The sequence below is a fragment of the Pseudomonas sp. PDM19 genome, assembly GCF_014852215.1.
Taxonomy (GTDB): Bacteria; Pseudomonadota; Gammaproteobacteria; order Pseudomonadales; family Pseudomonadaceae; genus Pseudomonas.
In genome coordinates this window covers 167,066-190,453 of record NZ_JACVBG010000004.1, presented here as the reverse complement: position 1 = coordinate 190,453, position 23,388 = coordinate 167,066, and the positions used below count along the sequence as shown (strand labels likewise).

General features: G+C 66.0%; 22 protein-coding genes. 13 read left to right on the top strand and 9 right to left on the bottom strand.

Annotated features, from left to right (window positions below):
• The first annotated feature begins 8 nt into the window (after positions 1-8).
• The 3 genes from IB273_RS23155 to IB273_RS23145 all read left to right on the top strand — a co-directional run bounded on the left by IB273_RS23155 (position 9) and on the right by IB273_RS23145 (position 3,294).
• The gene (locus IB273_RS23155; protein WP_081515278.1) at positions 9-1,793 is read left to right on the top strand and encodes a GspE/PulE family protein; all 1,785 of its coding nucleotides are present in this window, start codon (positions 9-11) and stop codon (positions 1,791-1,793) included.
• 125 nt (positions 1,794-1,918) lie between these two features.
• Positions 1,919-2,845, top strand: a complete 927-nt coding sequence (locus IB273_RS23150) for an SPFH domain-containing protein (protein WP_081515277.1) — start codon at positions 1,919-1,921, stop codon at positions 2,843-2,845.
• Entirely contained in the window at positions 2,845-3,294 is a 450-nt protein-coding gene (locus IB273_RS23145; protein WP_192225117.1) for an NfeD family protein, read from the top strand. The genes IB273_RS23150 and IB273_RS23145 overlap by 1 nt, the downstream gene beginning before the upstream one ends.
• Before the next feature lie 232 nt (positions 3,295-3,526).
• On the opposite strand, the gene lgt is transcribed toward IB273_RS23145, so the two are convergent.
• Both lgt and IB273_RS23135 read right to left on the bottom strand, forming a co-directional pair.
• Positions 3,527-4,327 (bottom strand): prolipoprotein diacylglyceryl transferase, encoded by an 801-nt coding sequence (gene lgt / locus IB273_RS23140; protein WP_045215607.1) that lies wholly within the window; start codon positions 4,325-4,327, stop codon positions 3,527-3,529.
• A 20-nt stretch (positions 4,328-4,347) separates the two neighbouring features.
• Entirely contained in the window at positions 4,348-5,130 is a 783-nt protein-coding gene (locus tag IB273_RS23135) for a sulfite exporter TauE/SafE family protein (RefSeq protein WP_192225116.1), read from the bottom strand.
• Between the two features lie 114 nt (positions 5,131-5,244).
• Here IB273_RS23135 and IB273_RS23130 point away from each other — a divergent pair, with 114 nt between their 5' ends.
• Positions 5,245-5,991, top strand: coding sequence for an NRDE family protein (locus IB273_RS23130; RefSeq protein WP_192225115.1), 747 nt, complete (start codon positions 5,245-5,247; stop codon positions 5,989-5,991).
• Here the strand turns inward: IB273_RS23130 and IB273_RS23125 are convergent.
• The 3 genes from IB273_RS23125 to IB273_RS23115 form a co-directional block, all read right to left on the bottom strand.
• The gene (locus IB273_RS23125; protein ID WP_151188672.1) at positions 5,988-7,013 is read right to left on the bottom strand and encodes a sensor domain-containing diguanylate cyclase; all 1,026 of its coding nucleotides are present in this window, start codon (positions 7,011-7,013) and stop codon (positions 5,988-5,990) included. The genes IB273_RS23130 and IB273_RS23125 overlap by 4 nt on opposite strands.
• A gap of 97 nt (positions 7,014-7,110) precedes the next feature.
• Positions 7,111-9,390 (bottom strand): phosphoenolpyruvate--protein phosphotransferase, encoded by a 2,280-nt coding sequence (ptsP, locus tag IB273_RS23120; protein ID WP_081515272.1) that lies wholly within the window; start codon positions 9,388-9,390, stop codon positions 7,111-7,113.
• A 31-nt stretch (positions 9,391-9,421) separates the two neighbouring features.
• Entirely contained in the window at positions 9,422-9,901 is a 480-nt protein-coding gene (locus IB273_RS23115) for an RNA pyrophosphohydrolase (protein WP_017520843.1), read from the bottom strand.
• A 147-nt stretch (positions 9,902-10,048) separates the two neighbouring features.
• Here IB273_RS23115 and IB273_RS23110 point away from each other — a divergent pair, with 147 nt between their 5' ends.
• Complete coding sequence (locus IB273_RS23110) at positions 10,049-10,705, top strand: HAD family hydrolase (protein WP_192225114.1); 657 nt, start codon at positions 10,049-10,051, stop codon at positions 10,703-10,705.
• Positions 10,706-10,751: 46 nt separating this feature from the next.
• Here the strand turns inward: IB273_RS23110 and IB273_RS23105 are convergent, their stop codons facing one another.
• From IB273_RS23105 to ilvA, 3 genes are all read right to left on the bottom strand, one after another.
• Positions 10,752-11,219 (bottom strand): DUF2269 family protein, encoded by a 468-nt coding sequence (locus IB273_RS23105; protein ID WP_192225113.1) that lies wholly within the window; start codon positions 11,217-11,219, stop codon positions 10,752-10,754.
• A 10-nt stretch (positions 11,220-11,229) separates the two neighbouring features.
• Positions 11,230-11,697: a DUF2269 domain-containing protein gene (locus tag IB273_RS23100; RefSeq protein ID WP_192225112.1), complete on the bottom strand. Its 468-nt coding sequence runs from the start codon at positions 11,695-11,697 to the stop codon at positions 11,230-11,232.
• 69 nt (positions 11,698-11,766) lie between these two features.
• Positions 11,767-13,293 carry a threonine ammonia-lyase, biosynthetic gene (gene ilvA, locus IB273_RS23095; RefSeq protein WP_139791462.1) on the bottom strand — a complete coding sequence of 509 codons (1,527 nt, stop codon included), beginning with the start codon at positions 13,291-13,293 and terminating at the stop codon, positions 11,767-11,769.
• A gap of 189 nt (positions 13,294-13,482) precedes the next feature.
• On the opposite strand from ilvA, the gene rpiA reads away from it, so the two are divergent.
• The 3 genes from rpiA to IB273_RS23080 all read left to right on the top strand — a co-directional run bounded on the left by rpiA (position 13,483) and on the right by IB273_RS23080 (position 16,737).
• The gene (gene rpiA / locus IB273_RS23090) at positions 13,483-14,154 is read left to right on the top strand and encodes a ribose-5-phosphate isomerase RpiA (protein WP_081515267.1); all 672 of its coding nucleotides are present in this window, start codon (positions 13,483-13,485) and stop codon (positions 14,152-14,154) included.
• Positions 14,155-14,247: 93 nt separating this feature from the next.
• Positions 14,248-14,580, top strand: coding sequence for a YegP family protein (locus tag IB273_RS23085; protein WP_081515266.1), 333 nt, complete (start codon positions 14,248-14,250; stop codon positions 14,578-14,580).
• A 213-nt stretch (positions 14,581-14,793) separates the two neighbouring features.
• Positions 14,794-16,737, top strand: coding sequence for an autotransporter outer membrane beta-barrel domain-containing protein (locus tag IB273_RS23080; RefSeq protein WP_192225111.1), 1,944 nt, complete (start codon positions 14,794-14,796; stop codon positions 16,735-16,737).
• A 21-nt stretch (positions 16,738-16,758) separates the two neighbouring features.
• On the opposite strand, the gene IB273_RS23075 is transcribed toward IB273_RS23080, so the two are convergent.
• On the bottom strand, positions 16,759-17,682 hold the full coding sequence (locus IB273_RS23075; protein ID WP_192225110.1) for an SdiA-regulated domain-containing protein: 924 nt from the start codon (positions 17,680-17,682) through the stop codon (positions 16,759-16,761).
• Between the two features lie 149 nt (positions 17,683-17,831).
• Here IB273_RS23075 and IB273_RS23070 point away from each other — a divergent pair, with 149 nt between their 5' ends.
• The 5 genes from IB273_RS23070 to IB273_RS23050 all read left to right on the top strand — a co-directional run bounded on the left by IB273_RS23070 (position 17,832) and on the right by IB273_RS23050 (position 23,004).
• Positions 17,832-18,848, top strand: a complete 1,017-nt coding sequence (locus tag IB273_RS23070; RefSeq protein WP_081515263.1) for an AraC family transcriptional regulator — start codon at positions 17,832-17,834, stop codon at positions 18,846-18,848.
• Positions 18,849-19,165: 317 nt separating this feature from the next.
• Positions 19,166-20,215 (top strand): ABC transporter ATP-binding protein, encoded by a 1,050-nt coding sequence (locus IB273_RS23065; protein WP_081515262.1) that lies wholly within the window; start codon positions 19,166-19,168, stop codon positions 20,213-20,215.
• Positions 20,212-21,126 (top strand): ABC transporter permease, encoded by a 915-nt coding sequence (locus IB273_RS23060; protein WP_081515261.1) that lies wholly within the window; start codon positions 20,212-20,214, stop codon positions 21,124-21,126. Before IB273_RS23065 ends, IB273_RS23060 begins: the two co-directional genes overlap by 4 nt.
• Complete coding sequence (locus IB273_RS23055) at positions 21,123-21,911, top strand: ABC transporter permease (RefSeq protein ID WP_045215587.1); 789 nt, start codon at positions 21,123-21,125, stop codon at positions 21,909-21,911. The genes IB273_RS23060 and IB273_RS23055 overlap by 4 nt, the downstream gene beginning before the upstream one ends.
• Positions 21,912-21,954: 43 nt before the next feature.
• Positions 21,955-23,004, top strand: coding sequence for an extracellular solute-binding protein (locus tag IB273_RS23050; protein WP_192225109.1), 1,050 nt, complete (start codon positions 21,955-21,957; stop codon positions 23,002-23,004).
• Positions 23,005-23,388: the final 384 nt, after the last annotated feature.

Sequence of the window (23,388 nt, the reverse complement as noted above, 5' to 3'; positions counted from 1 at the left end):
GAGTCCGCATGTCCGTCTTTGCCCCATCCGCCCAGGACCGTCCGCTCGACCTGGGCGACATCCTGCGCGAGCTGGTCACCCAGGGCCGCGTCGCCCAGGATGACGCCGAGCAGTGCCTGGCGATCCGCCGCAGTGCCGTGAAGAACCAGCAGCACCCGCTGGAGTTCCTCGCCGCGCAGCAGGTCGCGGACCGCCAGCGGCCCGGGCACAAGCTGGACCTGGACACCCTGGTGAGGTGGCTGGCGGACTTTTCCGGGCAGCCCTACCTGCGCATCGACCCGCTGAAGATCGACGTCGCCGCCGTCACCCCGCTGATGTCCTACGCCTTCGCCCAGCGCCACCAGATCCTCGCGGTCGCGGTGGCGCCGGATGAAGTCACCATCGCCAGTGCGCAGCCGTTCGTGCACGCCTGGGAGAGCAACCTCACCCACGTGCTCAAGCGCCCGATCAGGCGCGTAGTCGCCAACCCGGTGGATATCCAGCGCTTCACGGTGGAGTTCTACCGCCTCGCCAAATCGGTGACCGGCGCCAGCTCGCAAGACCAGAAGATCAGCGGCATCGGCAACTTCGAGCAACTGCTCAACCTGGGCGCCAACGACCAGGAGCCCGATGCCAACGATGCGCACATCGTCACCATCGTCGACTGGCTGTTCCAGTACGCCTTCCAGCAGCGCGCCAGCGATATCCACATCGAGCCGCGCCGCGAGCAGGGCACCGTGCGCTTCCGCATCGACGGCGTGCTGCACAACGTCTACCAGTTCCCGCCACAGGTCAGCATGGCGGTGGTCAGCCGCCTGAAGTCCCTGGGCCGGATGAACGTCGCCGAGAAGCGCAAGCCACAAGACGGCCGGGTGAAGACCAAGACCCCGGATGGCGCCGAAGTGGAGCTGCGCCTGTCGACCCTGCCCACGGCCTTCGGCGAGAAGATGGTGATGCGGATCTTCGACCCCGAGGTACTGCTCAAGTCCTTCGACCAGCTCGGCTTCTCCCCCGACGACCTGCGCCGCTGGGAGAGCATGACCAGCCAGCCCAACGGCATCATCCTGGTCACCGGCCCCACCGGTTCGGGCAAGACCACCACGCTCTACACCACGCTCAAGCAGCTTGCCACGGATGAAGTGAACCTCTGCACCATCGAGGACCCGATCGAGATGATCGAGCCCTCGTTCAACCAGATGCAGGTGCAGCACAACATCGACCTGACCTTCGCCAGCGGCGTGCGTGCCCTGCTGCGTCAGGACCCGGACATCATCATGGTCGGCGAAATCCGCGACCTGGAGACCGCCGAAATGGCGATCCAGGCGGCGCTCACCGGCCACCTGGTGCTCTCCACCCTGCACACCAACGACTCACCCACCGCCATCACCCGCCTGCTCGAACTGGGCGTGCCCTACTACCTGATCCGCGCCACCGTGCTCGGCGTCATGGCCCAGCGCCTGGTGCGTACCCTCTGCCCGCACTGCAAGGCGCCGATGGAGCTGCACGAGGAGGACTGGCAGGAAGTCACCCGCCCGTGGAACGCCCCGCTGCCCACCGGCGCGCACCAGGCCGTCGGCTGCCTGGAGTGCCGCGATACCGGCTACCGCGGGCGCGCCGGCGTGTATGAGATCATGCTGCTGAGCGAATCGCTGAAAGAGCTGATCACCGCCGACACCGACCTCATCCCGCTGCGCCGCCAGGCCTTCAAGGAAGGCATGCGCAGCCTGCGGCTGTCCGGTGCGCAGAAGGTGGCCGCCGGCCTGACGACCATCGAGGAAGTCATGCGGGTCACACCGCAAAGCGAGCAGAAGTAGGCCGCCGGTCAGGCGCCTGAGGAAAACTCCGCAGGCGCCTGCTGGAATTTCCTGCATGCCTGCCCGGTACACCGGTTCGGTTACACTCGACCCTCTTCATCCAAGCCAGACAAGGAGTCCTTTGCATGGAAATCGGCAGTGTCGCCCTGCTGTTCGTCATCCTCGCCATCGTCATCGTCCTCATGGGGTTCAAGGTCGTGCCCCAGGGCTTCGAATGGACCATCGAGCGCTTCGGCCGCTACACCGTCACCCTGAAGCCGGGCCTGAGTATCATCATTCCGGTGGTGGACCGCGTCGGCCAGAAGATCAACATGATGGAGCGCGTGCTCGACGTGCCGCCGCAGGAGGCCATCAGCGCCGACAACGCCATCGTGCAGATCGACGCCGTGTGCTTCTTCCAGGTGGTCGACGCGGCGCAGGCGGCCTATGAAGTCAGCGGGCTGGAAAACGCCGTGCGCAACCTGGTGATGACCAACATCCGCACCGTGCTCGGCTCCATGGAGCTGGACCACATGCTCAGCCAGCGCGACGCGATCAACGAGCGCCTGCTGCGCACCGTCGACGAGGCCACCGCACCCTGGGGCCTGAAGGTCACCCGTATCGAGATCAAGGACATCAGCCCGCCGGCCGACCTGGTGGAAGCCATGGCCAGCCAGATGAAGGCCGAGCGCTTGAAGCGCGCGCAGATCCTTGAAGCCGAAGGCCGCCGCGCCGCGGAAATCCTCACCGCCGAGGGCAAGAAGCAGGCACAGATCCTCGAGGCCGAGGGCCTGCGCCAGTCGGCCTTCCTCGAGTCCGAAGCGCGCGAGCGCCAGGCCGAGGCCGAGGCCAAGGCGACCCAGGTGGTCTCCGAAGCCATCGCCAGCGGCAACGTGCAGGCGATCAACTACTTCGTCGCACAGAAGTACGTCGACGCCCTTGGCCAGCTGGCCAGCTCCAACAACAGCAAGATCGTGCTGATGCCGCTGGAAGCCAGCCAGGTGATCGGCGCGGTCGGCGGCATCGGCGAGATCGTCAAGGCCACCTTCGGCGAAACCAAGGGCCGTAGCTGATGGCTGCCTTTCTCCAGAACCTCGGTTTCTGGGACTGGCTGGGCCTGGGCATTGTCCTGCTGATCCTGGAAATCTTCGGTGCCGGCGGCTACCTGCTGTGGGTCGGCATCGCCGCGGCGCTGACCGGCGTGCTGTCGTTCCTGCTGCCGGGGCTGGACTGGGTCTGGCAGTGCCTGGCCTTCGGCGTGCTGGCGATCCTCACCGCGCTCTACTGGTGGAACCATCAGCGCCTCAACAAGCGCCAGGCCGTGCCCTCCAGCCTCAACCGTCGCGGCAGCGAGCTGGTCGGCCGGCAGTTCGCCCTGCATGACGCCATCGTCGGCGGGCGCGGCAAGATCCGCGTCGGTGACAGCGTCTGGCTGGTCAGCGGGCCTGACCTGCCCGCTGGCGCGCAGGTGCGCGTGACCGGGCAGGACGGTGTGCTGCTGCTCGTCGAGCCCATCCTGTAGGAGCGAGGGGCGACGCCATCGTTATTGCTCGCGAGCCCGCCCCCGCAGGGGAGTTCGGTTCGCGAGCACGAATGTAGGATGGGTGGAGCTTGCGATACCCATCGGCAGAACCGATAAGCAAATTGATGGGTATCGCTTCGCTCCACACCATCCTACATAGAGGGAGCAGCACCCTAAGCTGACCTCAACGAAAAAGCCCGCCAATCGGCGGGCTTTTTCATTCAGGCGAAACTCAGCTCGCGGCCGGCTGCGCGGGGGCGCGGCGGTAGGCCCAAACCATCAGCGCGATGCCGCCCAGGACCATCGGCACGCACAGCACCTGGCCCATGGTCAGCCAGCCCCACGCCAGGTAGCCCAGCTGGGCATCCGGAACGCGGACGAACTCGACGATGAAGCGGAAGATGCCGTAGCACAGCACGAACAGGCCGGACACCGAGGCGGTCGGGCGCGGCTTGCGGGTGAACAGCCAGAGCACGACGAACAGCGCCACGCCTTCCAGCGCGAACTGGTACAGCTGCGAGGGGTGGCGCGGTTCCGGGCCGCCGGTGGGGAAGATCATCGCCCAGGGCACGTCGGTCACCTTGCCCCACAGCTCGCCGTTGATGAAGTTGCCGATACGCCCGGCGCCCAGGCCGATCGGCACCAGCGGCGCGATCAGGTCCATCAGCTGGAAGAAGCTCTTGTTGTTGCGCTTGCCGAACCACCAGGTGGCCAGCATCACGCCGATCAACCCGCCGTGGAACGACATGCCGCCCTTCCACACCTCGAAGATCAGCGTCGGGTTGGCGATGTACTCGTCCAGGTTGTAGAACAGCACGTAGCCCAGGCGACCGCCCAGGACCACGCCGCACGCGACCCAGAAGACCAGGTCGGAGAGTTTCTCCTTGGTCCAGGTCGGATCGAAATCCTTCAGCTTGCGCGACGCCAGCAGCCAGGCGCCGCCGATGCCGATCAGGTACATCAGGCCGTACCAGTGGATTTTCAGCGGCCCGAGCGCTACGGCAACCGGGTCGATCTGTGGATAAGGCAGCATCCGCTTCTCCTAGCAGGAACTCAGATCAGGAAACTCAAGCCCACGCTGAACAGCAGCAGGGCGAACAAACGCTTGAGCACCAGGGGTGGCAGGCGATGCGCCAGCCGAGCCCCGATGCGGGCGAAGAACATGCTGGTGAGGGCAATACCCACCAGCGCCGGGAGGTAGACGAAGCCCAGGCTCATCTCCGGCAGCTTGTCGTTGTGCCAGCCGACAGCGATGAAGGATATCGCGCCGGCGATGGCGATCGGCAGGCCGCACGCCGAGGAAGTCGCAACCGCCTGTTGCATGGAGACGCCACGCCAGGTCAGGAAAGGCACGGTCAGCGAGCCGCCGCCGATGCCGAAAATCGCCGAAGCCCAGCCCACCACGCCGCCGGCCACGCCCAGGCCGAAGCGCCCCGGCAGGTCGCGCGCGCCCTTGGGCTGCAGGCCCAGTGCCATCTGGATCGACACCAGGATGGCGAAGGTACCGATGATCTTCTGCAGCACCGGGCCCTGGATCTTCGACGCGGTGATCGCCCCCAGCGCGCTGCCGACCAGGATGCCGACCGTCATCCAGCCGAACACCGGCCAGCGCACCGCGCCACGGCGATGGTGTTCGATGATCGAGTTGATCGAGGTGAAGACGATGGTCGCCAGAGAAGTGCCGACCGCCATCTGGGTCAGCACGTCGGGCGAGAAACCGTGGGCACCGAAGCTGAACACCAGGGCCGGGACGATGATCAACCCGCCGCCGACGCCGAACAGGCCGGCGAGCACGCCAGCGCAGGCGCCAAGCACCAGGTAGAGCACGAACTCCATGGGCAACCTCGGGCAACAAAGCGGGCATGGTAGCCGAAGGCTCCCGGGCGCTCCAGCCACTCCGGGACATCGGCGGATGTTGATAGACTGCCGGGACACCACGGAGTTCGACCCATGTGCCTGATCGTCTTCGCCTGGCGTCCCGGCCACGCCACGCCCCTGATCGTCGCGGCCAACCGCGATGAGTTCTACGCCCGCCCGACCCTGCCGCTGGCGGCCTGGGAGGAATACCCCGGCGTCTATGCCGGCCGCGACCTGGAGGCCGGCGGTACCTGGCTGGGCGTGGCGCCGGACGGCCGCTTCGCCGCCCTGACCAACGTGCGCGATCCTGGCCAGCCACTGGGCCCGCGCTCCCGTGGCGAGCTGGTGGCGGCCTTCCTGCAGGGCCGGCAGGCACCGCTGGAGTACCTGCAGCAGGTCGCACGGCGCGCGACGGATTACAGCGGCTTCAACCTGCTGGTGGGCGACAGTGCGCAGCTCTGCTACTTCAATCCCCGCGTCGGCCCGCCGGTGGCGGTGGCGCCGGGTGTACACGGCCTCTCCAACGCTGCGCTGAATACGCCCTGGCCGAAGCTGCTCAGCGCCCGCCAAGGGCTGGAGGCGGTACTGGACGCACCCGACACCCGCTCACTCGTCGCCCTGCTGCGCGACAACCGCCAGCCCGCCGATGCCGAACTGCCGGAAACCGGCGTCGGCCTGGCCACGGAGCGCCTGCTCTCCAGCGTATTCATCGCCAGCCCGACCTACGGCACCCGCGCCAGCACCGCGCTTATCGTCCACGCGGACGGCCGCCGCGAGCTGCTGGAGCACAGCTTCGGCCCTAGCGGAGCTCGTCTGGGTGAAGTGGCCCTGGCTCTCTAGCAGGTGACGATGCAGTCGCGCTGGGCCTTGGCGCGGTAGAGCCCTTCGTCCAGGCGACGCAGCATCACCGACAGGTCCTCGCCGGGCTGCATCGCCGTCACCGAGAAGCTGGCGGTGAGCTGGGTCGGCAGTGAGATATCGGCCCGGCGCAGGCTCATGCGCAGCCGCTCGGCCAGTTCGCGCGCCGCTTCGCAGGTGGTTTCCGGCAGCAGCACGATGAATTCCTCGCCGCCCCAGCGGGCGAAGCAGTCCTCCTCGCGCAGACGCCGCCGCACCACTTCGGCCACCGCCACCAGCACGCGGTCGCCGGCCGGGTGACCAAGGCTGTCGTTGATGCGCTTGAAGTGGTCGAGGTCGAACATCATCAGCGAGCAGCCGTGGCCGTGGCGCTGCAGACGCTGCCATTCGGCGTGCAACTGCTGCTCGAAACGCCGGCGGTTGGCGATCTGTGTCAGCGGGTCGATCTCGGAGAGGCGCAGGGCGACGGCGGCCTGTTCGGCCAGCGCCTGGTTGGCCTGGCGCAAGGCTTCGGTGCGCTGCAGCACCAGGTATTCCAAACTCAGGTTGAGCTGGTGCAGTTCGTGGTTCTTCTCCTGCAGCTCCAGCTCCGCGAGCTTGCGCTCGTGGATGTTGCGGTGCGCGCCGATCATCCGCGTCGGCTTGCCCTCGTCGTCGAACTCGAAGAAGCGCCCGTGATCGCTGACCCACAGGTAGTTTCCGTCCAGGCAGCGGCAGCGGTACTCCTCGCGGTAGACGCCGCTGCGCCCCTGCACATAGGCATCGAACGCGAACATCACGCGGGAGAAGTCCTCGGGATGGATGATCTCGTGCCAGGTGGCGACGTTTTCCGGGAGGCTGTCGGGGTCATAGCCGAGCATGGCGTACCAGCCCGGACTGCGAGTGACATGGTTGCTGCGGATGTCCCAGTCCCAGATGCCATCGCTGACGATGCTCAGGGCATAGCGCAGGGTGCGGGCGCTGGCGCCGGTGTCCGTGCAAGGCGGCTGGTCGAGCTCTTCCATAAGCTGCGTCCTGGCCGGTGATCCGGCCCTGTTACTTCATCTGCCCTGCGGTCATGCACGGTTCCGCAGGCGGCTTTCACAAAGAGCTGTCGCCGCGTCAGGCCTGGATGGTCGCGGCCGGGTTGATCACACGGCCCAGTCCCAGGTTGCGCAGGGCCAGGTGCAGCGAGCTGTGGATAACCTGCGGATTGTCGAAGGTCATCAGTTGGCTGAGCAGTTCGCGAGCCCTGGACAGGGTCATCTGGCGCAACAGCCATTTAACCTTGGGCAAGTTCGTGGCGTTCATCGACAGGGAGTCGAAGCCCATGGCCATCAGCAGCACGGCAGCGGCCGGGTCACCGGCCATCTCGCCGCAGATGCTCACCGGCTTGCCTTCGGCGTGGGAGTCATCGACCACCTTCTTCAGCGCCTGCAACACCGCCGGGTGCAGGTAGTCGTAGAGGTCGGCGACACGCGGGTTGTTGCGGTCCACGGCCAGCAGGTACTGGGTCAGGTCGTTGGAGCCGACCGAGAGGAAGTCCACCTGGCGCGCCAGTTCGCGGGTCTGGTACACGGCCGCGGGGATCTCCACCATCATGCCGATCGGCGGCATGGGGATGTCGACGCCTTCGTCGCGCACTTCGCCCCAGGCGCGGTGGATCAGGTGCAGCGCCTCTTCCAGCTCGTGAGTGCCGGAGATCATCGGCAGCAGGATGCGCAGGTTGTCCAGGCCTTCACTGGCCTTGAGCATGGCGCGGGTCTGCACCAGGAAGATTTCCGGGTGGTCGAGGGTGACGCGGATGCCGCGCCAGCCGAGGAAGGGGTTGTCTTCCTTGATCGGGAAGTAGGACAGCGCCTTGTCGCCGCCGATGTCCAGGGTGCGCATGGTCACCGGCAGCGGGTGGAAGGCGGAGAGCTGCTCGCGGTAGATGGCGAGCTGCTCCTTCTCGCTGGGGAAGCGGTCGTTGATCATGAACGGCACTTCGGTGCGGTACAGGCCGACCCCTTCGGCACCGCGCTCCTGGGCGCGCGCGACGTCCGCCAGCAGGCCGGTGTTGACCCACAGCGGCATGCGATGGCCGTCCAGCGTCTCGCAGGGCAGCTCGCGCAGCGCGGCCAGGCCCTTGCTCAGTTCCTTCTCTTCGGCGACCACTTCGCCGTACTGCTTGACCAGCTGCGGCGACGGGTTGGTGTAGATCTCGCCGTGGTAGCCGTCGACGATCAGGTCGATGCCGTCGACCTTGGAATACGGCAGGTCGACCGCGCCCATGACGGTCGGGATGCCCATGGCGCGGGCGAGGATGGCGACGTGGGAGTTGCCCGAGCCGAGCACCGAGATCAGGCCCACCAGCTTGCCTTCGGGCACTTCGCCGAGCATGGCCGGCGACAGCTCCTCGCTGACGATGATGGTCTGGTCGGGGTAGGTCAGCGACTGCTTACGCTCTTCCTGGAGGTACGCCAGGATGCGCCGGCCGATGTCCTTGACGTCCGATGCACGCTCGCGCAGGTAGGCGTCGTCCATCAGCTCGAAGCGCTGCACGTGCTCCATGACCACCTGGCGCAGGGCGCCCTGTGCCCACTGGCCGGTGCGGATGATGCGCTTGACCTCAAGGCCGATGGAGGCGTCATCGAGCATCATCAGGTAGACGTCGAACAGCGCCCGCTCTTCCTTGCGCAGCTGGGTAGCCAGCTTGCTGGAGAGGTTGCGCATGTCCTCGCGAACCGATTCCAGCGCCTGCTTGAAGCGCTCGACCTCGGCCTCGACGTCATCGATGGGTTTGTCCGGGACGACTTCGAGATCAGCCGGCGGCAGCACCACCACGGCCTTGCCCACGGCCACGCCGGGGGCGCCAGGAACGCCGACGAACTTGGCTTCGCTGATGCCCTTGCCCATCTTGCCCAGGCCGCGGATCGAGCCGGTGGCCTCGGCGTGGGCGATTACGCCGGCGAGTTGCGCGCTCATGGTGACGAGGAAGGCTTCCTCGCCTTCGTCGAACTGGCGCTTTTCCTTCTGCTGCACAACCAGAACACCCATCACCCGACGGTGGTGGATGATCGGCGCGCCAAGGAAGGAGGCGTAGCGTTCCTCGCCGGTCTCGGCGAAGTAGCGGTAACGGGGGTGTTCGGAGGCGTTCTCGAGGTTCAGCGGCTCTTCGCGGGTGCCGACCAGGCCGACCAGGCCCTCGTTGGGCGCCATGCTGACCTTGCCGATGGAGCGCTTGTTCAGGCCCTCGGTGGCCATCAGCACGAAGCGGTTGCTCTCCGGGTCGAGCAGGTAGACCGAGCACACCTGGCTGCCCATGGCCTCCTTGACCCGCAGCACGATGATGCCCAGCGCCGCCTTGAGGTCCTTGGCGGAGTTCACTTCCTGGACGATCTTACGCAGCGTGTTGAGCATGGCGTGGGGGTCTAACTCCTTGAACTTCGTGCTAGTCGCGCGCCAGCAGGCGCGGTGCCAATTCCTTCAGAGCCCGGCGGTAGACCTCGCGCTTGAAGGTCACGACCTGGCCCAGCGGGTACCAGTAGCTCACCCATTTCCAGCCGTCGAATTCGGGCTTGCCGGTGACATCCATGCGCACCCGGCTTTCCTCGCCGGTCAGGCGCAGAAGGAACCACTTCTGTTTCTGCCCGATGCACAGCGGCTGGCTGTTGGTGCGCACCAGGCGTTGCGGCAGGCGGTAACGCAGCCAGCCCCGGGTACAGGCAAGGATCTTGACGTCCTGCTCTTCCAGGCCGACTTCTTCGTTCAGTTCGCGGTACAGCGCTTCCTCAGGGGTTTCTCGAGCGTTGATGCCGCCCTGGGGAAATTGCCAGGCTTCCTGGTTGATGCGCCGTGCCCACAGTACCTGTCCGACATCGTTGCAAAGGATGATGCCGACATTGGGGCGAAAACCATCGGGATCGATCACGGCGGTACATCCTCGAAATCGCGTGTGCCCGCATTGTTCCACAAAGCTTGTGACAGCGGCAACGCGGGCTGCGGCGTCCTGTGCCGGGTGGGCAAAAGCCGTTACTCTAGGCGACTTTTCCGTATTGGCAACTGGCGGTAATCCATCGTGCGACTGGCTCTCTTCGATCTCGACAACACCCTTCTGGCCGGCGACAGCGACCACAGCTGGGGCGAATGGCTGTGCCAGCGCGCTCTGGTGGACGCCGGCGAGTACCAGGCACGCAACGATGCCTTCTATGCCGACTACATGGCCGGCACCCTCGACGTGTTCGCCTACCAGGCCTTCACCCAGGCGATCCTGGGCCGCAACAGCCTGGACCAGCTGGACACCTGGCACCGCCAGTTCATGCAGGAGGTGATCGAGCCCATCGTCCTGGCCAAGGGCGAGGCCCTGCTGGCCGAGCACCGCGCTGCGGGCGACAAGCTGGTGATCATCACCGCCACCAACCGCTTCGTCACCGGCCCGATTGCCGCGCGCCTGGGCGTGGAAACCCTGATCGCCACCGAGTGCGAAATGCTCGATGGCCTCTACACCGGCCGCACCTTCGACGTGCCCTGCTTCCAGGGCGGCAAGGTGACCCGCCTCAACCGCTGGCTTGAAGAGACCGGCCTGAAGCTGGACGACGCCTATTTCTACAGCGACTCGCGCAACGACCTGCCGCTGCTGGAACTGGTGGCCAACCCGGTAGCCGTCGACCCCGACGACACCCTGCGCGCCACCGCCACCGAGCGCGGCTGGCCGGTGATCAGCCTGCGCGGCTGAGCGCTCGTCAACCTGCGCTGAGGGCCCACCAACCCGAGCTGAGGGCTCAGAAGCCCTTGTTGACCATCAGGTAGAAGATCGCCAGGAAGGCCAGGAACGCCGGCCAGCCCAGGGCGAACCACCAGCGCATATAGAGGAAGGCCCTGGGCGGCAGCGCCGCACCATCCCGGTGCGCCGCCTCGGCCATGTCGCGCACGCGAATCTGCAGCCACACCACCGGCAGCCAGCAGACACCGGCGAACACGTAGAGCGCCAGGCTCCACAACAGCCAGCCCGAATCCAGCGGCCAGCCGGCCATATGTGCCATGGCGATGCCGCTCAGCGGCTGGAACACCGCCGTGGTGGCGATGAACAGCCAGTCGGCGGTGACCAGATGGCGGAAGGTGATGCGGATGGCTTCCAGGTTGCCGCTGCGCCAGGCCCGCCAGCTGTAGTAGGCCGAGCCCAGCCCGGTGCCGAACAGCAGCGTGGAAGACAGGATGTGCAGGGTCTTGAGCAGCAGGTAGAGGTTCACGCGGTGGGCATCACACCGGCTTGCTGATCATCAGCACCAGGATGGCGATCACACAAAGCAGCGCCAGCACGAAGAAGGCCAGGCCGAACTTCCACTGCCGCGCGGCGCCCGATGCAATCGGCTCGCCACTGCTCTGCGCCACCAGTGCCAGGTCGCGGATGCGCCACAGGCGGGTGGTGAACAGCAGCCAGAAGATAGTCGCGACGATCAGCAGGCAGGCGCTGCCCAGCAGCCAGGTCTGCCCCAGCGGCCAGCCGACGGTCTGCACCATGCGGTAGCCGGTGACCGGCAGGCTGGCGACGCTGCCGGCCACCAGTACCCAGCCGATCAGGCCGATGCGCTGCAGCGCCTTGGCGATCACCCCGGCGTCGCCGCCACGCCAGCTGCGCCAGCCGTACCAGGCCAGGCCGATGATGGCCAGGAACGGCAGCACCGCGGCGATGCCGTGGAGGATGCGGAAGGTCTGCAGGCTTTCCATTTCAATTCCCTGTGAAGAAGGCGGCGTTTCGACAAGCCTAGCAGCAGTCGCGCCGCCCCTGCCCGATCCTCAGCCGAGGAACAGGCGGTAGGCCGGGTTGTCCGTCTCGTCCCAGTAGGGGTAGCCGATCTCTTCCAGCGCGGCCGCCACCAGGTGACGCTCGTCTTCCGGCACCTGCAGGCCCGCGACCACGCGACCATCGGCCGCGCCGTGGTTGCGGTAGTGGAACAGGGTGATGTTCCAGCGCCCGCCCAGGCGGTTGAGGAAGTTGAACAGCGCGCCGGGGCGCTCGGGGAACTCGAAGCGGAACACCTGCTCGCCGGAGACGCGCGGCGAATGGCCGCCGACCATGTGGCGGATGTGCAGCTTGGCCAGTTCGTTGTCGGTCAGGTCCAGTACCGGGAAGCCCTGCTCCTGCAACTGCTGCACCAGTGCCGCGCGCGGGTCGTTCTCCGGGTGCGTCTGCACGCCAACGAAGATGTGCGCTTCGCTGTCGGTGTTGTAGCGGTAGTTGAACTCGGTGATCTGGCGCTTGCCGATGGCCTCGCAGAAGGCCTTGAAGCTGCCCGGCCGCTCGGGGATGGTCACCGCGATGATCGCTTCGCGCTTCTCGCCCAGCTCCGCACGCTCGGCCACGTGGCGCAGGCGGTCGAAGTTGATGTTGGCGCCCGAATCGATGGCGACCAGGGTCTCGCCCTTCACGCCTTCGCGCTCGACATACTTCTTGATCCCGGCCACCGCCAGCGCGCCGGCCGGCTCGGTGATCGAGCGGGTGTCGTCGTAGATGTCCTTGATCGCGGCGCAGATTTCGTCGGTGCTGACGGTAATCACTTCGTCGACATGGTCCTTGCACAGCTCGAAGTTGTGCTTGCCGATCTGCGCCACGGCCACGCCGTCAGCGAACAGCCCGACCTGGCCGAGTACCACGCGCTCGCCGGCGGCCATGGCGGCCTGCAGGCAGTTGGAGTCGTCCGGCTCGACGCCGATGACCTTGATCTCCGGGCGCAGGTACTTCACGTACGCGGCAATGCCGGCGATCAGGCCGCCGCCGCCGACGGGCACGAAGATCGCGTCGATGCGGCCGGGGTTCTGCCGGAGGATTTCCATGGCCACGGTGCCCTGGCCGGCGATCACGTCCGGATCGTCGTAGGGGTGGATGTAGACGTAGCCCTTTTCTTCCACCAGCTTCAGCGAGTGCGCCAGCGCATCGGGGAAAGCGTCACCGTGCAGCACGGCCTTGCCGCCACGGGCGCGTACGCCCTGGACCTTCAGCTCCGGCGTGGTGCGCGGCATCACGATGGTGGCCTTGATGCCCAGCTCGCGGGCGGCCAGCGCCACGCCCTGGGCATGGTTGCCGGCGGAGGCGGTGACGACGCCGCGGGCGAGTTCTTCCGGGCTCAGTTGCGCCAGCTTGTTGTAGGCGCCGCGAATCTTGAAGGAGAACACCGGCTGCAGGTCTTCGCGTTTCAGCAGAATCTGGTTGCCCAGGCGCTCGGAGAGCTGGCGGGCGGGCTGCAGGGGCGTTTCCACGGCAACGTCGTAGACACGCGAGGTGAGGATCTTCTTGACGTATTGTTCGAGCATCGGAAGGGCTATATCGGCGGCTTTTCGAGGAACCGCGAGTCTACTCCAGCCGGCGCGGCGCGGGCCACCGAACAATCCGCGCGCAGATGACCATAACAGTTGCCCGGCGGCGCAACACCGGCGCGCCGTCGACCGCTATAATCCGCCCTTTCGACTATTCTCCGGCGCCGTTGCGCCCACCCAGGTAAGAAGACCCTCGCCATGAACCAGGATCAGCTCAAGCAGGCTGTGGCCCAGGCCGCCGTCGACCACATCCTTCCGCACCTCGACAGCAAGAGCATCGTCGGCGTGGGCACCGGCTCCACCGCCAACTTCTTCATCGACCTGCTGGCCAAGCACAAGGCCGAGTTCGACGGCGCCGTGGCCAGCTCCGAAGCCACTGCCCAGCGCCTGAAGGGCCACGGCATCCCGGTCTATGACCTGAACACCGTCAGCGAGCTGGAGTTCTACGTGGACGGCGCCGACGAGACCAACGAGCGCCTGGAACTGATCAAGGGCGGCGGCGCCGCGCTGACCCGCGAAAAGATCGTCGCCGCGGTCGCCAGGGAGTTCATCTGCATCGCCGACGCCAGCAAGCTGGTGCCGATGCTCGGCGGCTTCCCGCTGCCGGTGGAAGTCATCCCCATGGCCCGCAGCCACGTGGCGCGCCAGTTGGTGAAGCTGGGCGGCGACCCGGTGTACCGCGAGGGCGTGCTGACCGACAACGGCAACATCATCCTCGACGTGCACAACCTGCGCATCGACAGCCCGGTACAGCTGGAAGAGGCGATCAACAACATCGTCGGCGTGGTCACCAATGGCCTGTTCGCCGCGCGCCCGGCCGACCTGCTGCTGCTGGGCACCGCCGAAGGTGTGAAGACCCTCAAGGTCTGATGCCCTCAAGCGCCATCCGCCGGATGGCGCCTTCCAGAGCGCCTACTGCCGTCTACGCTGGGATGACCCAACCCTCCCGGAAGGAGATGCAGCATGGCCGCCAAGTACCATCTGAAGAAGGCCAGTGATGGCCAGTTCCACTTCAACCTGCACGCCAGCAACGGCGAGATCGTCCTGACCAGCGAGCTGTACAAGGCCAAGACCTCGGCCATCGACGGCATCGAGTCGGTGCGCAAGAACTCCCAGCGCGAAGGCGCCTTCGAGGTCAAGGTCGCCACCAACGGCAAGCACTACTTCGTGCTCAAGGCCACCAACGGCCAGGTCGTCGGGCAGAGCCAGATGTACGCCAGCAAGGCCACCGCCGATGCCGGCGTGGCGGCGGTCAAGCGTTACGCGCCGGAAGCACCGATCAGCGACGACACCTGACAGCGCACCATTTCGGTGGGCGCTCCCGCACGCCCGCTCAGCACGGCCGGCCTTGCCGCCGGCCGTGTATCACCATTGTTACAGTGGCGCGACACCCTCGGTCACTGACGCGTCAAATTCCGCCCATCTCCGGCGAACCGGTCCACATCCTGCTTTCCTCCGGCGCACGCATCGAAGACCGATGCGATCCCAATCGACACAGAGGAAAGTGCCGTGTTCAGACCCTTAGCCGTTGCGGTCAGCCTGGGCTGTGCTGCGCTGGCAACCGACGCCAACGCCTACGAATACGGGGAGTATGCCGGGGACACCCTCGACACCCTGATCAACGATTACCCCGGCCGCTACCGCGGCACTGCCAGCTTCGCCGGCGCCACCGCGCTGATGCAGTCGCGCCTGGGCTTCGGCTACCAGACGCAGGTCCAGGACTTCACCTGGGCCGGCAACCGCAGCTCGCAGAACGTCATCGCCAGCGCCCCGGGCAGCAGCGGCCAGTACGTGGTGCTGGGCGCCCACTACGACACCTACTATGGCCGTCCCACCCTGCAGGGCCTGGACGACAACGGCTCGGGCGCCGCCGTGCTGACCGAGATCGCCCGCAACCTGGGCGGCGTCGCCCTGGAGAACGGCCTGGAAGTGGTCGGCTTCGGCGCCGAGGAGGAAGGCCTGCGCGGTTCGCGCGCCTACGTTGCCGCCCTCAGTGACAAACAGCGCAGCAACCTGCTGGGCATGATCAACCTCGACAGCCTGATCACCGGCGACAAGATGTACGCCCACGCCGGCCTCAACAGCGTCGACAACCCCGCGCTGGGCGCCTACCGCGACCAGCTCCTGCGCATCGCTCAGGAACTGAAGATCCCGCTGTTCACCAACCCCGGCCTGAACGAGGAATACCCCGCCGGCACCGGTTGCTGCAGTGACGGCGAAAGTTTCGAGGGCCTGAATGTCCCGGTGCTGTTCATCGAGGCCACCAACTGGGAGCTGGGCGATCTCGACGGCTACGAGCAGACCGACAACCCCGCCATCCCCGGCGGCGCCACCTGGCACAACCCGGCGCTGGACAACGAGCAGGTGCTCACTGGCGCCTTCGGCCAGGAGCGCATCGACCAGCGCCTGCGCGACTTTTCGCGCCTGCTCACGCGCCTGGTGCTGGAACTGACCAACGCCGACCTGCTTGCCTCCACCGCCTCCGGCGGCGCCATGGCACGGCAGATGGAAGACCAGCTGCAACGCCAGCACCTGGCCCTGACCCGCCTGCACGACCGCCGCTGGCTGACGCTGCTGGGCAGCTCGCGCCCGGTCGGCAGCTTCGACGGCGCCGTCGGCGTGGAAGGTGAGACCACGCCCGAAAGCGGCTTCGACATGCCCGGCGACCCGCGTTCCCACCGTGCCGGCGTCAACCTGCTGGGCGACTACCGCGCCAGCGAGGCAGTGACCGTCGGCGGCAGCCTGAGCTTCCAGCGCAGCCGCGACAACCTCGACCACAGCGCCCGCCTGGAAGCGGAAACCTGGCAACTGGGGCTCTACGGCCTGCTCAACGATGGCGGTCCTGCCTGGCTGGGTGGCGAGCTGAGCGCCGGCTACGCCGACTTCGACAGCAAGCGCTCGGTATACCTGAAGGCAAACAACGGCCCGGTGCTGCTCGACCAGCGCATCGACGGCGACACCAACGCCTGGTTCTGGGGCGCGCGGGTCGACGGCGGCTACGACTTCGACATCGCTGGCATCAAGACCGGGCCACAGGGCGGGCTGGACTTCGTGCATTACCGCATCGACGACTTCAATGAGGACGACGACCTGCGTACTGCGCTGGGCTACGAGAAGCAGGACTACGACTCGGTCGAAGCCAGCCTCGGCTGGGGCCTGCGCGGCGAGCTGCCGTTGGGCAACCGCATGGCTGTGCAGCCCTACGCCAGCGTGCGCTGGGTGAAGGAGCTGGCCGACGGGCGCCTGGACGACATCGCGCTGACCGCCCTGGGCGATGGTCGCACCCGCGTCGCCGATCTGGGCGATGTGGACAAGGACTTCGGCCGCGCCCAGGTCGGTGCCCTGCTGGCAGTCACCGAGCAATTGGGCGTGTTCGCCGAGGCCAACTCGCGATTCGCCCACAGCGAAGGCAGCCAGGCGTCCTATTCCCTCGGCGTGCAGTGGCAGTTCTGATCGCCGGAGTGCGAGGCGCCTTCAGTGCGCCTCGCGCTTCTTGAACACGTAGAAGAGATTGGGCTCGCTGACCAGGTACAGCGTGCCCTGGTCGTCCATGGCGATGCCCTCGGCCTGCGGCACGCTGCGCCGCAGGCCCTGCATGCCGCGCAGCAGCGACAGCGAGCTGATCGGCTCGCCATTGGCGCTCAGCTCCAGCACCAGCCGGGACTCGTCTGACAGCGCCAGCAGATGGCCGCTGCGCTCGTCGTACTGCAGGCTGGAAAGATCGCGGACGAACAGGTTGCGGTTGTGCTCGAGGTCTTCCACCACATGCACCGCGATGGGTTGCTCCGACTGCTCGTAGGGAAAGCCACGCACCTCGTAGATATGCACGGGATGGCGCTCCTTGGCGACGAACAGGCGCTTGCCCACCGAATCATAAGCCAGCCCCTCGAAGCCACTGTTGCCGCCGCGCCCCAGGGCCAGAGCGAGCTGCTGGGCGTCTTCGATGTGCAGCTCCTTGGTATCGTCGCGCAGCTCGACGCGGATCAGCCGCTGGTGGGTTTCGTCAGTGATCACATAGACGTTGCGGCTGATGTACTCGATGGCCTCGGTGTCGCCGAAGCCGTGCAACGCGATCCTGCGCAGCACCTTGCCTTCCAGCGACAGCTCGACCAGCTCGTTCTGCTTGTTGGTGACGGTGAACAGGGTCTGTCGATCCGGATCGTAGGTCAGCGCCGAGACGTTGTCTTTGAGCCCCTCGATGGGTTGCGCCTCCAGCACCACGCGGTAGTCGGGCAGCCAGAGGGACTGTTCCTGCCACTGCGCAGCGTGGCGCCACTCGTTGAACTTGAACCAGATGCGCTCGTAGACCCGAAAGCTCTGGCCCAGCGCAAGCAATGCGACCAGGGCGAGCAGCGCCATCAGCAGGAACAGGCGACGGGGTTTGAGCAAACGGCGCATGGGGGACTCGGGGTGGGGATGGCGTGGCAGAGTGACAGCAGCGCCTGAAGCCAAACTTAAAGGCCATCATCCGCTGCGGGCAGGCTAGAGTCAGGTTAGCGCAAGACTGTCCCGTGTTTCTTTTGCAAACGACTGCAAGAGGCGTATCGATGGCCCAGCACCTGCTTCCCGAACAACGCCAGCAGGCGACCCTGCACACGGTGGTGCTGGCGACCGAGGTGCTGCACCACGCCGGCGTACCGCGCCCTAAGCTGCTGGAGGGCAGCGGCATCGGCGAGGCGGACCTGCTGACGCCGGAAAAGCTGATCACCCACGCGCAGGAGCTGCGGGTCTTCGCCAACGCCCTGAACTGCCACCACGATCCGGCGCTGGGCCTCTACCTCGGCCTGCGCATGCATGTCTCGGCTTACGGCATCCTCGGTTACAGCATGCTCGCCAGCCGCACCCTGCGCGATGCGCTGCAACTGGCGCTGTCGTTCCCCGAGCTGCTCGGCACCTACTTCCGCCTGGCGCTGACGCCGCAGGGCGACGAGGTCCACCTGACCGCCGACGGCTACCGCTACGCGCCGGAGCTGACGGTGTTCAACACCGAGCTGTGCCTGACTTCGCTGCTGACGGTGATCCGCGACCTGCTCGGCGAGTCGGTGCGGCCTCGTCGGCTGCTGCTGGCGTATCGGCCGCCACTGCACGCAGAAACCTACACCGAGCGCCTGGGCTGCCCGGTGGATTTCGGCGCGCCCACCAGCGCGCTGTGCTTCAGCCCGGCGCTGCTGGACCGGCCGCTGCCGCTGGCCGACCCGGTCAGTTGCCACAACGGCGTGCAGCAGTGCCTGCGCATGAGCGGGGTGCTCAGCGCCCGTGGCGATGTGCTCGACCAGTTGCGCCAGCACCTGGCGAGCCACCTGCAGGACACCGCCAGCCTGGACACCGTGGCGCGCCACCTGCACCGCTCCACCCGCACCCTGCGGAGGCACCTGCAGCAGCAGAACACCAGCTATCAACAGGTGCTCGACGAGGTGCGCTTCGACCGCGCGCGGCAGTTGCTCAAGGACACCGACCTGCCGATCTACCTGATCGCCGAACAGCTGGGCTACAGCGAGACGGCCAGTTTCCGGCATGCCTTCCAGCGCTGGAGCGGGGCGAGTCCGAGTTTGTATCGGGGCTGAGCCGGGAGCTCTCTTCGTAGGATGGCGTGGAGCGCAGCGATACCCATCATCTCAGCACGCCCATCCTACTCACCGCCAGAGTCGACTTTTCCGCGTAGCACCAAGCCCCTAAAAATCTTCAGAACAACAATCCGCTGACGCCCGAAATCCAGCATGGCAAAGCGCATTTTCAACTTGGCCTGATTTATCCCTTATTGGCCTGATCTATCGTTCTGCGCATCCCGGCGCTTGGTCATTATCAATCCGCAGCTAGGTGAAACGGTCCTAGAAACCGTAAAACCTCAACAATAACAACTGCTTAACTGCATGGTACGAGCATGACCAGCGCGATCACCATCGAGCGGATATGCATGGAGTTCGGTACACCCGGACAAGGCCTCAAGGCCCTGGACGACGTGTCACTGGAAATCCGCGCCAACGAGTTCTTCACCCTCCTCGGCCCATCGGGCTGCGGCAAGACCACCTTGCTGCGACTGATCGCCGGCTTCGAACAACCCTCCTCCGGCAGCATTCGCCTTTACGGCGACGCGATGGAAGGCCTCCCGCCCTTCCGCCGCCCGGTCAATACCGTCTTCCAGAGCTACGCCCTGTTCCCCCACATGACGGTGGCGGAGAACATCGCCTTCGGCCTGGAAATGCAGGGCAAGCAGCGCAGCGACATCGACGCCACCGTGCAGAAGATGCTCGACCTGGTGCGCCTGCCCGACGTCGGCAAGCGCCGCGCCGACCAGCTCTCCGGCGGCCAGCAACAGCGCATCGCCCTGGCCCGCGCCCTGGCCAGCCGACCCAAGGTACTGCTGCTCGACGAATCGCTTTCCGCGCTGGACCTCAAGCTGCGCAAGGAAATGCAGATCGAGCTCAAGCGCCTGCAGCACGAGACCGGCATCACCTTCATCTTCGTCACCCATGACCAGGAAGAAGCGCTGACCATGTCCGACCGCATCGCGGTGATGAGTCGCGGCAAGGTCATGCAGATCGGCACGCCCACCGAGATCTACGAGGCGCCGGTCAACCGCCTGGTGGCCGACTTCATCGGCGAGACCAACTTCCTCGAGGGCGAATCCAGCGGTGACAGCGTGCGCCTGGCCGACGGCCAGCTGCTGCCGGCCGCCACCACCCTGCCCGGCAAGGTAACCCTGGCGATCCGCCCGGAGCGCACCGAGCTTGCGCAGGACGGCCAGCTCGAAGGCGTGGTCGAGAACATCGTCTACGTCGGCACCGACACCGTGTACCACCTCAATGTCGCCGGTCAGGGCGGCTTCCGGGTCCGTCAGCAGAACCGCGACGGCGCCCTTTCCACCCACGCGCCCGGCGCGCGGGTGCGGGTCCGCATTCCCGCCACCGCCATCCGGGTGCTGGCCGAATGAGTACACTGCGCGCACTGGCGGAACGAAAGTCGCTGTTCAATCGCCTGGCCCTGACCAGCCCGGCGATGATCATGCTGGTGGTGTTCCTCGTCCTGCCGCTGGGCATCATGTTCGCCGTGTCGATCCAGGCACCGGGGGACTACGGCGGCGTGAAATGGGGCCAGCACACCGTCGAGGCCTACATCAACTTCCTCTGGGAACGCGACCTGGACGACAGCCTGGCCTTCAACGCCGACTACCTGGGCATCTTCCAGCGCTCGTTCTGGCTGTCGATCCTGACCACCCTGGGCTGCGTGCTGATCGGCTTCCCCACCGCGCTGTACCTGGCGCTGCAGGACGAACGCCGGCGCAACCTGCTGCTGTTCCTGGTCACGGTGCCGTTCTGGACCAACCTGCTGGTGCGCGTCTACGCCTGGATGCTGCTGCTGCGCAACGGCGGGCTGATCGACGAGGGCCTGCACGGGCTGGGCTTCTCGGACGCCTCCCTGGGCATCCTCTACACCGATAACGCGGTGATCATCGGCCTGCTCTACACCTACCTGCCGTTCATGGTCCTGCCCATCTACACCAGCCTTGAGAAGATGGACTGGCGCCTGGTGGAGGCGGCCTTCGACCTGGGCGCCAACCGCTGGAAGGCCCTCAAGCGGATCATCATCCCGCTGGCCATGCCCGGCATCGTCGCCGGCTGCATCCTGGTGTTCATCCCTTCGCTGGGCAGCTACATCATCCCCGAGCTGCTCGGGGGCGGTAAGTCGCTGATGATCGGCAACCTGATCCAGCTGCAGTTCGGCACGGCGCACAACTGGCCGTTCGGCGCGGCGCTGTCCTTCGCCCTGCTGGCCTTCGTGCTGCTGGCGATGATGATCTACAGCATGCGATTCAAACAGGGCGCGTCGGGAGGTCATCCATGAAGTCGGCCAACCCGCTCTGGCGGTTCACCGGGGTCCGGCCCGCCGCCTGGCTGTTCTTCGCCTTCCTCTACATCCCGATCTTCGTGCTGGTGGTGCTGAGCTTCAACAGCGGCCAGTCGGCGACGCTGTGGGAAAGCTTCAGCCTGAAGTGGTACTCGGTGGTGGCGGACGACCCGGAGATCCTTCGCGCAGCGAAGAACTCGCTGATCGTCGCGACCCTGGCCACCGTCGTCGCCACCACCCTGGCCACGCTGGCTGCGCTGGGCATGCGCGGCCGCTCGTTCCGTGGGCAGACGCTGATGAGTGGCGTCCTGGGCCTGCCGCTGCTGGTGCCGGAGATCGTCACCGCGGTGGCGACCCTGATGTTCTTCGCGTTCATCGGCCTGAAGCTGTCGCTGTTCACCATCCTGCTGGCGCACATCGTGTTCTGCATTCCCTTCGCCTACCTGCCGATCCGTGCCCGTCTCGAAGGCATGGACCCGCGGCTGGCGGAAGCGGCGGCGGACCTCTATGCCTCGCCGTGGAAGACCTTCTGGAAGGTGACCTTCCCCCTGCTGACGCCGGGGATCGTGTCGGGGGCGATGCTGGCGTTCATCATCTCGATGGACGACTTCGTCATCACCTACTTCGTCGCCGGTGCCGGGGCCACCACTCTGCCGGTGTACATCTTCAGCTCCATCCGAATGGGGATTTCCCCGAAGATCAACGCCATATCTTCAATAATACTGTTGATTTCCATCGCGTTCGTTGCGTTGTCGTACTACGTCGGCCAGCGTCGCCGCTGACCTCCTGCCGCCAAACAAAACAACATTGCAAGGAGCTTCACCGATGAAATTCCGCCGTACCCCCATCGCCCGCGCGCTCGTCGCCGCCAGCCTGTTGCTGGCCGGCAGCGCCCATGCCGAAGGCACCCTGCACTTCGCCAACTGGTCCGACTACTTCCCGCCGGAACTGCTGAAGAAGTTCGAGAAGGACACCGGCATCCACGCCACCCTGGACTCCTACGACAGCAACGAAACCCTGCTGGCCAAGCTCAAGGCCGGCGGCGGCGCCTACGACGTGGTCGTGCCGTCGGACAGCTTCATCGAGATCTTCGTCAAGGAAGGCCTCCTGCAGAAGCTCGACAAGTCGCAGCTGCCGAACCTGGCGAACCTGAAGGACAAGTTCAAGACCCTGACCTACGACCCGGGCCACGACTACTCCGTGCCCTACCTGTGGGGCACCACCGGCTACAGCTACGACAGCGCCAAGGTTCCCGGCGGCAAGCTGGACGAGAGCTGGAAGCCGTTCTTCGAGCCGCCGGCCGAGCTGAAAGGCAAGGTGGTGGCGCTCAACTCCATCGAAGAACTGTACGCCCCGGCGTCCTACTACCTGGGCATCGACGAGTGCACCGAGGACCCGAAAGAGGCGGCGAAGATCCAGGACCTGCTGCTCAAGCAGAAACCGATGCTGGCCATGTACAACAGCGACGGCACCATCGAGCGCATGGCCGCCGGCGAAGTTTCCATGCACCAGCAATGGAACGGCGCCTTCCACCGCGCCCACGCCCAGCGCGCCAGCCTGGTCTACGTCTATCCCAAGGAAGGCGTGCGCCTGTTCATCGACAACCTGACCATTCCCAAGGACGCCACCAACATCAAGGAGGCCCACGCCTTCCTGAACTGGATGATGCAGCCTGAGAACATCGCCCTGGCCTCCAACTTCGCCAAGTACAACAACGCGATCGAAGGCTCGGACAAGTACATGGACAAGGAGCTGTTCGACGACCCGGCGATCAACACCCCGGCGGACAAGCTGGATCGTCTGAAGCCCTTCAAGCTGTGCTCGCCCAAGGCACTGCAACTGCGCTCCAAGGTCTGGACCAAGCTGAAGAAATGACCCGCAGGTCACCCGGCGCGGCGGTGCGCGCCGGGTGGCTCTGACAGCCAATTTGGCCATTTCGATCCCTTTTTGACCCTTTGCAGGGTTCTGCCCGGCACCCCCGGTTGCTAGAGTCGGGCGGCTCGCGCAGGGAGCGGCTGGAAAGGCGGCCAGCCCTTGCCCCATCACAGATGGCGCAAGGATTTCCCGAGGGAACGCGAGCGCGTTATCCACAAGAACAAATGCCCCGAGAACGCCCATGACCAGCTTTTGCGTCACCCTGCAGCAAACACCCTCATTCCTCGCGCGTCGTCAGCGCTGCGGCTGAGCCGTAGTCGACGACATCAGGACGGCCACCGAACGCCGCCCGCCCGCAAGATCACATAAAAATCGCGAGGAATC